This window comes from Rhodococcus sp. 05-2255-1e, assembly GCF_002259025.1.
Lineage (GTDB): Bacteria > Actinomycetota > Actinomycetes > Mycobacteriales > Mycobacteriaceae > Rhodococcoides > Rhodococcoides fascians.
In genome coordinates, this window is the sequence record NZ_NOZE01000010.1 from 294,129 (window position 1) to 308,624 (window position 14,496).

Below are 14,496 nucleotides of genomic sequence, written 5' to 3' on the forward strand. Positions count from 1 at the left end.
GTGAAATCCCGGTACGGTCGCGCCACCGTGACCGCCCTGTAGTTCGTCGAGAACAGCTCGTCGGGAATGGTTCTCGGGACCTGTTCTCGAGGATCGTGCCTTCGGGACGGGGCGGAAGTCGGACCCTCTCACCGACGAGCTAGGACGATTCACCGATCCAGGGGCGCGAAACCCCGAGGAGGGCGTTACCCGTGTTTCTGTTGCTGTCCACATCGGACACCGATCTGCTCAGTGCCCGCGCCAGTGGGGCCGATTTCACGTGGGGCAACCCGTCCCGCCTGCTGGCGGAAGACATCCCGTCGATGGCCGAATCGGCCGAGCTGATCATCGTCCGCATTCTCGGATCGCGTCGCTCGTGGGAGTCGGGAATCGAGGCCGTCCTGGCCACCGGTTTGCCCGTGGTCGTGCTGGGCGGCGAACAGGCCCCGGATGCGGATCTGATGGAGATCTCCACGGTGCCCGCCAACGTCGCCGCCCAAGCGCACAACTATCTGGCCGAGGGCGGCTCGGGCAATTTGCGGCAGCTGTACAACTTTCTGTCCGACACGGTGCTCCTCACCGGTCACGGTTTCGATGCCCCTCGACACCTGCCGACGTGGGGCCACCTCGAGCGGAACTCCGACCAGCACTCCGACGGCCCGACGGTGGCGATTCTGTACTACCGCGCTCAGCATCTCGCCGGAAATACCACCTACATCGATGCCCTCGCCGCCGCAGTCGAGAACGCCGGGGCGAACGCACTGCCCATCTACTGTGCGTCACTGCGTACGGCGGAAGCCGACCTGCTGGAGACGCTGAAGTCGGCGGATGCCTTGATCGTGACCGTGCTGGCTGCGGGCGGCACCAAACCCGCCGGCGCTTCGGCAGGCGGCGACGACGAAGCCTGGGATGTCGCCGAGCTCGCCGCCCTCGACGTTCCGATCCTGCAGGGTCTGTGCCTGACGAGTTCCCGCGCGACGTGGTCCGAGAACGACGACGGACTCTCGCCCCTCGACGTGGCCACGCAGGTCGCTGTCCCGGAATTCGACGGCCGCCTCATCACGGTTCCGTTCTCGTTCAAGGAGATCGACGACGACGGCCTGACCACGTACGTTCCGGACCACGAGCGAGCAGCACGCGTCGCCGGCATCGCCGTCCGCCATGCGCGGCTCCGACACATCCCGGCCGCCGACCGACGAATCGCCCTGATGTTCTCGGCGTATCCCACCAAACATGCCCGCATCGGCAATGCCGTCGGCCTCGACACTCCCGCCAGCGCGATCGCGTTGATGTCGGACATGCGTGAGGCCGGTTACGACCTCGGACCGCTCGAGGGCCCGGATTCGGTGCCCGGTCTGGCGGCCCGAGACGGCGACGCACTGATCCACGCCTTGATCGCCCGTGGCGGTCAGGACCCCAACTGGCTCACCGACGCCCAGCTCGAGGGCAATCCCATTCGCATTTCGGCGGCCCGGTACCGCACCTGGTTCGAGCAGCTTCCCGACGACCTCCGCGAGGGCGTGATCGAACATTGGGGACCGGCACCGGGTGATCTCTACGTCGATCGTTCCGCTGATCCCGACGGTGAGATCGTCATCGCAGCAATGCAATTCGGCAATGTGGTCATCATGGTTCAGCCGCCGCGCGGATTCGGTGAGAAGCCCGTTGCGATCTACCACGACCCGGATCTGCCGCCGAGCCATCACTATTTGGCCGCCTACCGGTGGATCTCCGCAGCCCGCGAGGACGGCGGCTTCGGGGCCGACGCGATGGTTCATCTCGGTAAGCACGGCAACCTGGAATGGCTCCCCGGCAAGACCCTCGGCATGTCCGCCTCCTGCGGCACCGACGCTGCACTGGGCGACTTGCCGCTGATCTATCCCTTCCTGGTCAACGATCCGGGGGAGGGCACACAGGCCAAGCGGCGAGCCCACGCCACTCTCGTCGATCACCTCATCCCGCCGATGGCGCGAGCGGAGAGCTACGGAGACATCTCTCGGCTCGAACAGCTGCTGGACGAACACGCGAACATCTCGGCTCTCGATCCGGCCAAGCTACCGGCCATTCGCCAGCAGATCTGGACACTGATGACCGCGGCACAGATGCACAAGGACCTCGGACTCGACGAGCGTCCCGACGAGGAAGTGTTCGACGACATGCTGCTGCACGTCGACGGATGGCTGTGCGAGATCAAGGACGTGCAGATCCGCGACGGGCTGCACATCCTGGGCCAGGAGCCCGTCGGCGATGCCGAGGTCGAGTTGGTGCTGGCGATGCTGCGCGCTCGGCAGATGTGGGGCGGCGAGCAGACGGTGCCCGGTCTACGCGAAGCTCTCGGGCTCAGCGAGGACGGCGACGAGGAACGCACGCGCGTCGACAGCATCGAGGCCGTCGCGCACGGACTGGTCGCGGCAATGCAAGCGACGCAGTGGAATCCGGCCGAGGCCGAGCGGGTTGCGGGCGAACACGGTGACGTGGTCGCAGAGATTCTGAGGTTCGCCGCCGCCGAGGTGGTACCGCGTCTACGCGGAACTTCCCGCGAGATCGAGCAGGTGTTGCACGCTCTCGACGGCGGGTTCATCGCGGCGGGTCCGAGCGGATCACCGCTGCGCGGCCTGATCAACGTGCTTCCTACCGGCCGCAATTTCTACTCGGTCGACCCGAAGGCCGTGCCGTCGAAACTGGCGTGGGAGACCGGTCAGGCGATGGCAGAATCCTTGCTCGCACGCTACCGCCAGGATCACGGCGAGTGGCCGAAATCCGTCGGTCTCTCGGTGTGGGGCACCTCGGCCATGCGCACCTCGGGCGACGACATCGCCGAGGTGTTCGCTCTGCTCGGAGTCTCCCCGGTGTGGGACGAGGCCTCGCGCCGGGTGACGCGCCTCGAGGTGATCGACCTCGACGAGCTCGGCCGCCCTCGCATCGATGTGACGGTTCGGATCAGTGGATTCTTCCGTGACGCGTTTCCGCACGTGCTCGCCCTTCTCGACGACGCGGTTCGGATGGTGGCTGCGTTGGACGAGGAGCCCGAGCAGAACTACGTCCGTGCACACGCGCAGGCCGATCTGGCCGAACACGGTGACGAACGACGTTCTACGACACGCATTTTCGGGTCGAAGCCAGGAACGTACGGTGCCGGGTTGCTTCAGCTGATCGACAGCAAGACGTGGCGCAGCGACGACGACCTCGCTCAGGTGTACACCACCTGGGGCGGCTTCGCCTACGGCCGCGGACTCGACGGAGTACCCGCGTCGGACGACATGCGCACTGCGTACAAGCGTATTGCCGTGGCCGCCAAGAACACCGATACACGTGAGCACGACATCGCCGATTCCGACGACTACTTCCAGTACCACGGAGGCATGGTCGCGACGGTGCGCGCGCTGACCGGAAAGTCGCCCGAGGCATACATCGGTGACAGCACGCGGCCGGAATCGGTTCGCACGCGCACACTCTCGGAAGAAACCGCCCGCGTCTTCCGCGCTCGGGTCGTCAACCCTCGGTGGCTCGAAGCCATGCGCAGGCACGGCTACAAGGGTGCGTTCGAGATGGCGGCGACCGTGGACTACCTGTTCGGTTACGACGCCACCACCGATGTGGTGCAGGACTGGATGTACGAGAAGTTGGCCGAGACCTATGTGCTCGACGAGCAGAACCAGAAGTTCATGCAACAGTCCAATCCCTGGGCACTGCACGGTATTGCCGAACGACTGCTCGAGGCCGCGGAGCGCAAGATGTGGGCCGAGCCGGACAAGCAGGTTCTCGACGGCTTGCGCCAGGTGTACCTGGAAACCGAAGGTGAGCTCGAGGGGGAGTAGCGACGTACCCTTCTCGGTATGACTGCCACCTTCGAGGACATTGCCAAGGGCAAGTACGTACTGCTGACGACGTTCAAGAAGGACGGCACCGCCGTACCGACCCCGCTCTGGGGTGCGCTCGACGGTGATCGTCTGCTCGTGTGGACGGTGTCGGATTCGTGGAAGGTCAAGCGCATTCGCCGTAACTCGAAGGTTCTGCTCGCACCGTGCGACATGCGCGGCAAACCCCAGGGTGACGCAGTCGACGCGACAGCCGAGATCCTCGATGCAGCCGGCACCGAGAAAGCGCGCGCGGCGATAGTGTCGAAGTACGGCATCCTGGGCTGGCTCACCGTGAAGGGCAGCGTTCTTCGAAGGGGCAAGAGCGGCTCGGTCGGGCTCGCGATCACTCCCGCGTAACCGGTCTGCACGACGACACCATCGTTGGTATGCGCAGTTCCGAATGCTTCATGAGGCGGCTTCCCCTGCTGCCGGAACGGAGCACCACGTGCCTATTGCAGTGACCGATTACAACCATGTCCGACTCACCGTCAGTGACATCGACCGATCCCGATCGTTCTACGACTCGGTGTTCGGCTTCGAGGTCGCCTACGCCTGGGATCCCGACGCGGACGAGGAGACCAAACAAGCCCTGTGGTTCCTCTTCGGCGGCGTGATCTACAAGTTCGGCGGGGGTTTGCTCGGTCTGCGCCCGGTCGCGCCGAGCGACGACACCTTCGCCGAAGATCGTTGCGGGCTGGACCACCTCAGCTTCACCGTCGATACCCGTGCCGCGCTCGAGGATGCAGTCAAGACGCTCGATGAGCTCGGCATCGCGCACGAGGGCATCAAGGACGCAGGGCCCGGACTGTCCATCGTGGAGTTCCGCGACCCCGACAACATCGCGCTCGAGCTGTCCGGACCCGACAAGTAACGGTCGGACGCAGGGCCTGCGGGAAAGACCCCGCAGACCCTATTGCGCGGCGCTGACCGAGGACATGTGAAAGTCCGGAATGCGCAGCGGCGGCATTGCCGTGCGAGTGAACCAGTCCTTCCACTCGCGCGGCAGTGTTGCCTCCGTCCGTCCGGCCTCGGTGACACGTCGCAACAGATCCAGAGGACTCTCGTTGAAGCGGAAGTTGTTGACGGCTCCGATGATCCGGCCGTCCTCGATGGCGTAGACGCCGTCGCGGGTGAGACCCGTGAGCAGCAACGACGTCGGATCGACCTCTCGGATGTACCACAGTGTCGTCAGTAACAGCCCGCGCTCGGTCGACGCGACCATCGCGTCGATCCCGGTGTCGCTGCCGCCGGTGAGGATCAGATTCTCCCCGGGGACGGCAACGGGTACCTCGAACTTCCGGGCTCCGGCGCGGGTATAGGCCAGTGCTGCGATCGCGCCGTCCCGGATCCAATCGACCCGGTCGATGCCGAGACCGTTGTCGAACACCGACACCGCATCACTGGAGGAGCCCGCCGCGACGAACGGCGCGTACCCGAGACCGGGCTCGCGAGGGTCGGAGTGCAGCGTCAGGGGCAGCTCGGTGAGCTTCTCGCCGACTCGGGTGCCACCGGCACGCGAGAGTGCGGTGCGACCCTCCTGGGCCCCGCGCCCCTCCATGGTCCACATCAGGTAGATCATCAGATCGGCCACGGCGGAGGGCGGCAACACCGTGTCGTACCGACCGGCGGGACGCTCCACGGTGTTCTGCGCCCAGCCCAGCCTGGTGGACAATTCGTCGAGCATCGATGCCGCCGACACGTCGCGGAAATCGGCTGTACCTTTCCCCACCCAGGCACTCGCACCGGACCGCTTTCCGTTGATCTCGATCGACCCGGTCGGCTGTGTGAACGTGCGCCGCACACCGGTCGAGGTTCCGAGCCACACGTTGTCGACGCGATGCTCGGCGAATCCGTACAACGTGTCTCGGCCGTCGAATCCGACGTTCAGTTCCGTTGCCAGCGAACCGAACACGTCGATGGACGTGGCCTGCGCGTGTCGATCCCAGCCGTCCGGCTCGGAATCGGGGGTCAGCAGCGGCATCGCGTCGTCCGCAGGCTCGGCGGCGCGGGCCGCTGCTTCACTGGCACGCACGACGTCCGCGATCTCGCTCGGATCGACACTGGTGGACGACACCGAGCCCACCCGCGCCACGTCCCCGTTCCGGACGATGGACACCACCACCCACTGCCTCGAAGTGGAGACGCCGTTCGTGGTCATCGAATTGCCCGCCCACCGAAGCGTCGCGTCGCTGGAGTCGGTGACGAGGACGACGGTGTCGTCGACGCTCGCACACGCCAACGCACGTTCGATCACCTGCTGCGGCTCGATCATCGACCTGCCTCCGATCGGGTGTTGAGGACGTTGACCCCGCGGAACAGTGCGACCGGGCAACCGTGACTGACCGCGGCGACCTGACCGGGTTGGGCCTTGCCGCAGTTGAACGCCCCACCGAGTTTCCAGGTGGAGCGACCTCCGAGCAGTTCCATGGAACCCCAGAAATCCGTCGTCGTCGCTTGATAGGCGACGTCGCGCACCTGGCCGTCGAGCACACCGTTTCGAATCCGGTAGAAGCGTTGTCCGGTGAACTGGAAGTTGTACCGCTGCATATCGATCGACCACGATTTGTCGCCGACCACGTAGATACCGTCCTCGACCGCGGCGATGACCTCCTCGGTCGACCGGTCGGTGTCGGGATCGGGCTGCAACGACACGTTCGCCATGCGTTGGATCGGAACGTGATGTGCGGAGTCGGCGTAGGAGCATCCGTTGGACCGTTCCAGTCCGAGCCTCGGGGCGAAGACCCGATCGAGTTGGTAGCCGACGAGTGTTCCGTCGCGAACCAGATCCCACTTCTGCGCGGCCACGCCGTCGTCGTCGTAGCCGATACTGGCGAGACCGTTCACCTCGGTCCGGTCTGCGGTGACGTGCATGATGGGTGAGCCGTAACGCAAGGTTCCGAGCTGATCGGGTGTGGCGAAGGACGTCCCGGCGTAGGCGGCCTCGTACCCGATCGCTCGGTCGTATTCCGTTGCGTGTCCGATGGATTCGTGGATGGTGAGCCACAGGTTGGTGGGATCGATGACGAGATCCGTCGGACCTGCCACCACCGACGGGGCCTTGACCTTCTCGGCCAGCCACTCCGGGATGCGCGCGAGTTCGTCCGCCCAGTCCCACGTGCTGTGTTCACCGAGGTATTCCCAGCCGCGTCCGACGGGCGGTGCCAATGTCCGCATCGAATCGAACGCACCGGCCGCTCGGTCCACGGCAGTGGCCTCGAACTGAGGGTGTAGTCGTACCCGTTGCTGAGTGATCGAGCTGCCCGCCGAATCGGCATAGAACGACTGTTCCTTGACCTGCAGCACCGACGCCGTGACGTGGTCGACGCCGTCAGAGGCGGACAACCTGGCCGAGTACTCGGCCAGCAGCGCCACTTTGTCGGTGGTGGGAACGTCGAACGGGTCGATCTCGTACTGCAAGACCCAGACCGCGTCCGAGTACACCGGTTCGGGCGCGAGTTCGACCCGTTCGCGGTTGAGCACGCGTAACGCCGTCGCCACCTCGGCCGCACGCCGCGCCGTGGTGGCAGCCGCGTCGGTACTCAGCTCGGCGTGAGAGGCGAAACCCCAGGTGCCGTCGACGACCACCCGCACCGCCAACCCGATTTCCCCGGCGTCGACGGCGGATTGCACCGAGCCGTCGCGCAGTGAAATCGACTGGGTCGTCAGCCGCTGCACCCGGAAGTCCGCATGCGAGGCTCCGGCCGTGCGCGCCGCGCTCAGGGCCGCGTCGGCAAGTTCTCGCAGGGGGAGGGCGAGGAAGTCGGCGTCGACCGACCGGTCCGATGGTGTCGTCACGACTGTGACGCTAGCCGAATTGTTGCCAGCCGAGGCGTAGGACCATGCCGATCACGACGACGAGCAACACGATCCTGACGAAGCCTGCGCCCCTGGCGACCGCCGTCCTCGAACCGAGTACCGCACCGACGACATTGCAGGCGGCCATCGCAGCACCGAGTTGCCAGTACACACTGCCGGTGAATGCGAAATAGGTCAGCGCACCGACATTGGAGCCGACGTTGATCACTTTTGCCATCGCGGCGCTGCGGACGAATTCGGTGCCCAGCATCGTCGCGAAGACGATGATGAGGAAGGTGCCCGTGCCGGGTCCGAGAATGCCGTCGTAGAACCCGATGCCGGCTGCGGCGAGGCCGATGACGATCAGAACTTTGCGATGCGTCGGGGGCGACGGTGCCGCGGTACGACCGATGGTCGGTCGACAGGTCACCAGTACCGCAACGCCGACCAGCACGACCATGATGATCGGCACGAAGAGGTCGCGGTCGATCAACGACACCGCGGCAGCGCCCGCCGCCGAGGTCGTCGCCGCGATCGCACCGGCAGGAACGAGCACCTTCCAGTCGAGCGAGACCTTGCGGGCGAACGTGACGACGGCGGCGACTGTTCCGAAGACTGCGGTCGCCTTGTTGGTCGCGAGGGCTGCCTGCTGTGTCAGTTGCGGTGCTACTAGCAAGATCGCCGGCAACAGAATGAGACCGCCTCCGCCGACCACGGCGTCGACCCATCCTGCTGCTGTCGCGGCGGCCATCAACAATCCCCAGTCCGCGACAGTCATACGGCAAACTCAATCACATGCGTCGATTCAGCCTGTGGCTCCGTGGCCAACCGTTCGTGGCCGACGCACTGCTCGCCGGTGGGCTTTTCGTCATCGAGATTCTCGTTTTCGTGAGTTCGGCCGACGGCCTGAACGGGCCGTTGTTTCTGGCCTTCTCGGTGGTCCTGACCGTTCCCGTCGCGTGGCGGCGTCGGTTCCCCAGGTCCGTGGCGGCCGTGGCGCTCGTGTCGACGTTCGTCGCCGACGTGTGGGGAGCCATGGTCGGGGATACCTCCAACGGCCATCCGGCCGCACTGGCGTTGCCGATCATGCTCTACACCCTGGTGGCCTACGTCGGCCGCGCACAGGGGGCCGTCTACGCCGCCGGTGTGGCCGCCTACTCGGTGTCGTCGTTGTTGCTCTTCCACCAGCCGTTGTTCACGACGCTGCTGTTCAGCGCTCTGCTGTACGCACTGTCGTGGGTCGCTGCCGAGTTCCTCGGTGCCCGACGCGCATACGACGAGGCGATGGAGGCCCGACTGATCGTGGCCGAGTACGACCGGGATCGCCGCGCCGAGGAGGCCGTGCTCATGGAAAGAACACGCATCGCGCGCGAGCTGCACGATGTCGTCGCCCACGGAGTGAGCGTGATGGTGGTCCAGGCCGACGGGGCGTCGTATGCCATCCGGCGCAACCCCGAACGTGCCGAGCAGGCGGTGGCCAACATCTCGGCGACGGGCCGACAGGCGCTGGCCGAACTGCGTAGGACGGTCGCGCTGCTGCGGACGACCCCCGACGCGGACGACATGCCCGAGTACGGCACGGCCGGTCTGGCCCGCGTCGTGGAAATGATGAGTCGAGCCGGCTTGAACGTCGAGTTGGAACAGACGGGCAATCTCGACGACATCAGTCCGGCGATCAGTCTCGGCGTACACCGACTCGTCCAGGAATCGCTGACGAACGTTCTTCGGCACGCCGGCCATGCCCCGCGAGCCGTCGTGCGGGTCGCACGCGAAGCAGACACCGTCACCGTCGAGATCTCCGACAACGGCACCGGCAGTGCGGCGCCACCGACCGGTGGCGGAGGACACGGACTGGTGGGGATGCGGGAGCGAGTCGCGGTGTTGCAGGGCACGTTGCAGGTCGGTCGTACACCCCAGGGCTCCTGGCTCGTGCGGGCGAGACTGCCGATCGAGTAGGCGTTAGGTTGTGTCGGTGCCGATCACCGTTGTCGTCGTGGACGACCAGGAACTGATGCGAATGGGCCTGAACATGGTGCTCGAAGCCCAGGACGACATCGAGGTGATCGGTGAAGCGTCCGACGGCTCCGGTGCCATCGAAGCCGTGGCACGGCTGGCACCCGCCGTGGTCTTGATGGACGTCCGCATGCCCGGGATCGACGGGGTCTCCGCCACTCGAGCGATCACCGAATCAGGATCGGACACCAGGGTTCTGGTCATGACGACGTTCGATCTCGACGAGCACGTACTCGGTGCGCTCAGGGCAGGAGCCAGTGGATTTCTGCTCAAGGACACACCGCCCGAGGATCTGGTATCCGCGATTCGGAGCGTGGCTGCGGGTGACGCCGTCGTATCACCGAAAGTCACGAAGAGGCTGTTGTCGCGGTTCGTCGAGCGCACCGAGCCGGCCGTCGACCCATCGGTACTGGACGGCCTGACCGGGCGTGAGCGAGAGGTCATGGCGCACCTGGCAACCGGGCTGTCCAATGCCGAGATCGCGACGGTGTTGCACCTGTCCGAGGCGACCATCAAGACCCACATCGGCCGAATACTGACCAAACTGGGAGTACGTGACCGAGTGCAAGCCGTCGTACTCGCCTACGAATCCGGCCTCGTCAGACCTGGATCCTGAGAATCTCCCGGCAAACAGGACGCATCGGGAGAAAAACGACTGTGCCGGACGTTGTACGGACCAAGCGAAGAAAGGACCGTCATGCTCGCTCTGTTCGTGCTCTACGTAGTGGTCGAGGTTGCAGCCCTGGTCGCTGTGGGCAGTGCACTCGGTGTGCTGTGGACCGTGGTGCTGCTCATCGCCGGATCGTTGGTCGGTTCGTTGCTGGTCCGTTCGCAAGGCCGGCGGGTACTGGACGGCCTGCGACGCGCATCGCAGGGTGAACGCTCGGCCGAGGGAGCCGTGGCCGACGGCGCACTCTTCGCTGCAGGGTCGGTGGCCATGTTCGTGCCCGGCCTGGTGACCACGGTGGTAGGTCTGTTGCTGTTGATCCCACCGACTCGCTGGCTGCTCCGGCCTGCCGTGCTGTGGGCAGCCGCGCGGTGGCTGCCCCGAGTCGCGGCGTCCACTCGACGCATGCGCCCCACGGTCATCGACGGTGAGGTACTCGACGACCGTACCGCCGGCGAGAATCGCGGACCACGAACCACCGGACCGTCGCTCGTTCTCGAGGGTGAGGTGATCGACCCGGGCCGCGTCGATCCCGCTGCCGGGGATTTCCCCAAGTCCCACCGGTAGGGGCAGACTGGTCGCTCGTGACCACCGAATTGTTCTGCGGCGGACGGATCTACAGTCCTTCGGCTCCCGATGCCACCGCCATGGCCGTGACCGACGGAATCATCAGCTGGATCGGTGAGGATCGCACCGGAAGAGCCTTGCACCCCGGCGTTCCCGTCATCGATCTGGCCGGTTCTTTCGTTGCTCCGGCGTTCGTGGACACGCACGTTCACGTGACCGACCTCGGACTGTCGCTGATCGGCCTGGACCTGAGCCGGTCCACGTCGGTCGAAGAGTGCCTGCGCATGATGCGAGAACATGCGGCATCCTCGGAAGACGAACTGCTCTGGGGTCACGGTTGGGACGAGTCGACCTGGTCCGAACAACGTCCTCCCACCACCGCCGAACTCGATGCGGCTGCTCCCGGACGAGCGGTGTACCTCACCCGAGTCGACTCGCATTCTGCCGCCGTATCCACCCGGTTGCGGTTCGCCGCGTCCGCTGCCGACGCCACCTCCGGCTACTCCGAACAGTCTCCATTGACCGCAGACGCCCACCATCGTGCTCGGCAGACCGCTCGCTCGCTGCTCACCGCCGACACCCGACGCCGGGCCAGGGCTGCTGCGCTCGATGCAGCAGCGGCGCACGGAATCGTCGCGGTCCACGAATGTGCAGGACCGGTGGTGTCGGGCATCGTCGATTTCCGAGAACTCATGAACACCGAGCACGGCGTCGAAGTACGCGGCTACTGGGGCGAGCTGGCAGATACCGCCGAACGCGCCCGCGAATTGCTCGAAGAGACCGGTGCCCACGGATTGGCAGGCGATATCTTCGTCGACGGATCTCTCGGGTCGCACACCGCATGGTTGAGCTCGCCGTACGCCGATGGTCCCGGAACCGGTGTGTCGTACGCAGATGTCGACGCCATAGCTGCACACATCGCCGCCTGCACGACGGCCGGAATTCAGGCCGGCTTCCACGTCATCGGCGACGCCGCGGTGTCGGCCGCCGTCACTGCATTCGGCCGGGTGGTCGCCGATCTGGGCACACCCGCCGTCGCGTCCTGCGGACACCGGCTCGAGCACGTGGCGATGGTGTCCGCGAACCAAGCCGACCTGTTGGCGTCGTGGGGCGTCATCGCCAGCATGCAGCCGGCGTTCGACGCGGCGTGGGGCGGAGCCGACGGCCTCTACGCCGCGCGTCTGGGTGCCGAGCGCGCTGCCGAACTCCACCCGTTCGCACGCCTGGCGTCTGCGGGAGTCTCGCTGGCGTTCGGCTCCGATGCGCCGGTGACGTCCCTCGATCCGTGGGCGACGGTCCGCGCTGCGGCGAACCACCGTACTCCGGGGAGCTCGGTGTCGCCCCGTGCGGCATTCTCGGCTGCGACGCGCGGTGCATGGCGGGCGGGGGGAGTGCGCGACGGTTTGGCCGGAACACTGGTGCCGGGCGCCCCCGCGTCCTTTGCGGTGTGGGACGTGGACGAGCTCGTCGTGCGAGCACCGAAGGACAGCGTTCAACGGTGGTCGACCGACCCCCGTGCGGGCGTGGCACCGCTGCCCAGCCTCGAGGCGTCGTCCGTCGGTCCCCGCTGCTCGATGACGGTGCACCGTGGACGGGTCGTTCATGAGCAGTGAGAACCCCTCGACCGCGCGACTGACCCGGCTGTACGGGCCTGCGCTGTCGACCGTCCTGGCTGCCGTTGCCGGCGCGCTCGTCTTCGCCAGTTTTCCGCCGCGAACGCTCTGGTTTCTGGCACCCATCGGCATCGCAGTACTGGCACTGGTTCTGACGGGGTTCGGCGGTCGGCGACCGGTGTCGCTGAGAGGCGGATTCGGATACGGCTACGTGGCCGGCCTCGCCTTCTTCGTTCCTCTGCTCCCGTGGATCGGCGTCTACGTCGGCCCGGTGCCGTGGCTCGCGCTGGCCGCAGCCGAATCGGTGTTCCTCGGTCTGTTCGGTATGACGGCCGTGCTGGTTGCGCGCAGTGCGTGGTGGCCGCTGTCGATGGCACTGATGTGGAGTGCCGCCGAGTGGCTTCGGTCGAGCGTTCCTTTCGGAGGGTTTCCGTGGGGCCGGCTGGCGTTCGGACAACCCGAGGGCTGGTTGCTTCCGTTGGCGAGCATCGGAGGCGCACCGCTGCTCAGTTTCGGGGTCGCGCTCACCGGTACCGGACTGGCCGCGCTGGTGCTGACACTCACGCGTCGCGTCACCGCCCGATCGCTCGTCGGACCGGTCGTGACCACGGCGATCGCATCGATCACTGCGGTGTCGCTGATCCCGACTCTGCACACGAACGACACCGGGGACGGCGATCGCACGGCGACGATCGCTGCCATTCAGGGCAGTGTTCCTCGCCTGGGGCTGGACTTCAACGCGCAGCGACGCGCGGTACTGGACAACCACGTGCGCGAGACGATGGCGCTGGCCGCCGATGTCGACGCGGGCAGGCAACCCGCGCCGGATCTCGTCGTGTGGCCGGAGAACGCCTCGGATATCGACCCGCTGCGCAACTCCGACGCTGCGACGCTCATCACGCAGGCGTCGGTTGCCGTCGGTGCGCCGATCCTCGTGGGCACCGTCCTGGTCAACGCGAACAACACGAACACCAATTCCGTCATCGCGTGGAACGGTGCCGACGGACCAGGGGAGCGGCACGACAAGAAGATCATTCAGCCCTTCGGTGAATACTTGCCGTACCGAAGTTTTTTTCGACTGTTTTCGGAATACGCCGATCGAGCGGGTTATTTCGTTCCTGGAAATGGAAACGGTGTCGTACACGCTGCAGGAATAGCGGCCGGAATAGCCACGTGCTACGAAGTCGCATTCGATCGAGCCCTCGACGAGTCCGTTCGTTCGGGTGCGCAATTCATCGCGATCCCTACCAACAACGCCACGTTCGGCGATACCGAAATGACGTATCAACAGCTGGCGATGTCGCGGGTGCGAGCCGTCGAACACGGACGTACCGTCGTGGTTGCGGCGACGAGCGGCGTCAGTGCCGTAGTCGGACCCGAGGGGAACGTCCTGCAACAAACCCCGCTGTTCGAGCCGGATGTACTGGTATCGACGGTCGAACTGCGGAGCTCGATCACACCCGCAACACGCATCGGTTTCGGCGCGGAGCTGGCGCTGATTCTGGCCGCGGCAGTGGGGTTGATCGCGACGCTCGTCGACGTCCGACGTCGACGGCTTCGGGAATGAAACAGTCGTCAAGTTCGTTCGGGTCGGTATTCGGCGCATCGACGGTCCGAATCACTATCATTCGTTCGATGTAAAAACGGCGGTCGGGTGGCGCACACAAGCGAACTTGTAACAAGCTTCCCCGAACAATCGATGCCCACTAGGACTACCGCACAAAAGAACTTCGCCGATGTTGTATCTTTGTAAGCCGCTGGAGGTGTTGGAGGTCCAGGATGCGGCCGCCGTCGTACCCCCGAACGCCGCCTCGGTCACGATGTCAGGGGAGCGAACAATCGGCATCGATGCCGCGTCCGGATCGAGCGCCTGACAGGGAGGGGGAACCGTGTTCCTGAGTTCACGGACACCGTCGATCGGCTCTACTTCGCGTGAGGTTCCCGCGATGCAGCCCGCCCGGTGAAAACGGGGTTCTTCCCTGTTTCAATCCGACAAGCTCCA

The 14,496-nt window shown here is 65.7% G+C and carries 11 protein-coding genes; 8 read left to right on the plus strand and 3 right to left on the minus strand.

Annotated elements, in window-relative coordinates:
* The first annotated feature begins 191 nt into the window (after positions 1–191).
* The 3 genes from cobN to CH262_RS09395 all read left to right on the plus strand — a co-directional run bounded on the left by cobN (position 192) and on the right by CH262_RS09395 (position 4,710).
* Entirely contained in the window at positions 192–3,797 is a 3,606-nt protein-coding gene (gene cobN / locus CH262_RS09385) for a cobaltochelatase subunit CobN (RefSeq protein ID WP_094622163.1), read from the plus strand.
* A gap of 18 nt (positions 3,798–3,815) precedes the next feature.
* Positions 3,816–4,196, plus strand: a complete 381-nt coding sequence (locus tag CH262_RS09390; protein WP_027497107.1) for a PPOX class F420-dependent oxidoreductase — start codon at positions 3,816–3,818, stop codon at positions 4,194–4,196.
* A gap of 88 nt (positions 4,197–4,284) precedes the next feature.
* The gene (locus CH262_RS09395; protein ID WP_032365857.1) at positions 4,285–4,710 is read left to right on the plus strand and encodes a VOC family protein; all 426 of its coding nucleotides are present in this window, start codon (positions 4,285–4,287) and stop codon (positions 4,708–4,710) included.
* 39 nt (positions 4,711–4,749) lie between these two features.
* On the opposite strand, the gene CH262_RS09400 is transcribed toward CH262_RS09395, so the two are convergent.
* Genes CH262_RS09400 through CH262_RS09410 form a run of 3 tightly spaced genes read right to left on the minus strand, consistent with a single transcriptional unit; the run spans position 4,750 to position 8,412 of the window.
* On the minus strand, positions 4,750–6,111 hold the full coding sequence (locus tag CH262_RS09400) for a metallopeptidase TldD-related protein (RefSeq protein WP_032387427.1): 1,362 nt from the start codon (positions 6,109–6,111) through the stop codon (positions 4,750–4,752).
* A complete protein-coding gene (locus tag CH262_RS09405; RefSeq protein ID WP_094717480.1) occupies positions 6,108–7,634 on the minus strand; it encodes a TldD/PmbA family protein in 1,527 nt (508 codons plus the stop codon). The genes CH262_RS09400 and CH262_RS09405 overlap by 4 nt, the downstream gene beginning before the upstream one ends.
* Before the next feature lie 10 nt (positions 7,635–7,644).
* Positions 7,645–8,412, minus strand: coding sequence for a TSUP family transporter (locus CH262_RS09410; RefSeq protein WP_032370548.1), 768 nt, complete (start codon positions 8,410–8,412; stop codon positions 7,645–7,647).
* A 17-nt stretch (positions 8,413–8,429) separates the two neighbouring features.
* On the opposite strand from CH262_RS09410, the gene CH262_RS09415 reads away from it, so the two are divergent.
* From CH262_RS09415 to lnt, 5 genes are all read left to right on the plus strand, one after another.
* Positions 8,430–9,590 (plus strand): sensor histidine kinase, encoded by a 1,161-nt coding sequence (locus CH262_RS09415; protein WP_032372415.1) that lies wholly within the window; start codon positions 8,430–8,432, stop codon positions 9,588–9,590.
* A gap of 16 nt (positions 9,591–9,606) precedes the next feature.
* Positions 9,607–10,263, plus strand: a complete 657-nt coding sequence (locus CH262_RS09420; RefSeq protein WP_027497113.1) for a response regulator — start codon at positions 9,607–9,609, stop codon at positions 10,261–10,263.
* 81 nt (positions 10,264–10,344) lie between these two features.
* The gene (locus CH262_RS09425) at positions 10,345–10,881 is read left to right on the plus strand and encodes an FxsA family protein (protein ID WP_032387426.1); all 537 of its coding nucleotides are present in this window, start codon (positions 10,345–10,347) and stop codon (positions 10,879–10,881) included.
* 17 nt (positions 10,882–10,898) lie between these two features.
* Entirely contained in the window at positions 10,899–12,494 is a 1,596-nt protein-coding gene (locus tag CH262_RS09430; RefSeq protein ID WP_094717481.1) for an amidohydrolase, read from the plus strand.
* Positions 12,484–14,061 carry an apolipoprotein N-acyltransferase gene (gene lnt / locus CH262_RS09435; protein WP_094717482.1) on the plus strand — a complete coding sequence of 526 codons (1,578 nt, stop codon included), beginning with the start codon at positions 12,484–12,486 and terminating at the stop codon, positions 14,059–14,061. Before CH262_RS09430 ends, lnt begins: the two co-directional genes overlap by 11 nt.
* Positions 14,062–14,496: the final 435 nt, after the last annotated feature.

What these genes read in the sequence shown, in the direction of transcription:
- CH262_RS09415 (WP_032372415.1), top strand. Translation starts at nt 8,430, where the DNA reads ATGCGTCGATTCAGCCTGTGGCTCCGTGGCCAACCGTTCGTGGCCGAC.
- lnt (WP_094717482.1), top strand. Translation starts at nt 12,484, where the DNA reads ATGAGCAGTGAGAACCCCTCGACCGCGCGACTGACCCGGCTGTACGGG.
- CH262_RS09390 (WP_027497107.1), top strand. Translation starts at nt 3,816, where the DNA reads ATGACTGCCACCTTCGAGGACATTGCCAAGGGCAAGTACGTACTGCTG.
- CH262_RS09425 (WP_032387426.1), top strand. Translation starts at nt 10,345, where the DNA reads ATGCTCGCTCTGTTCGTGCTCTACGTAGTGGTCGAGGTTGCAGCCCTG.
- CH262_RS09400 (WP_032387427.1), bottom strand. Translation starts at nt 6,111, where the DNA reads ATGATCGAGCCGCAGCAGGTGATCGAACGTGCGTTGGCGTGTGCGAGC.
- CH262_RS09410 (WP_032370548.1), bottom strand. Translation starts at nt 8,412, where the DNA reads ATGACTGTCGCGGACTGGGGATTGTTGATGGCCGCCGCGACAGCAGCA.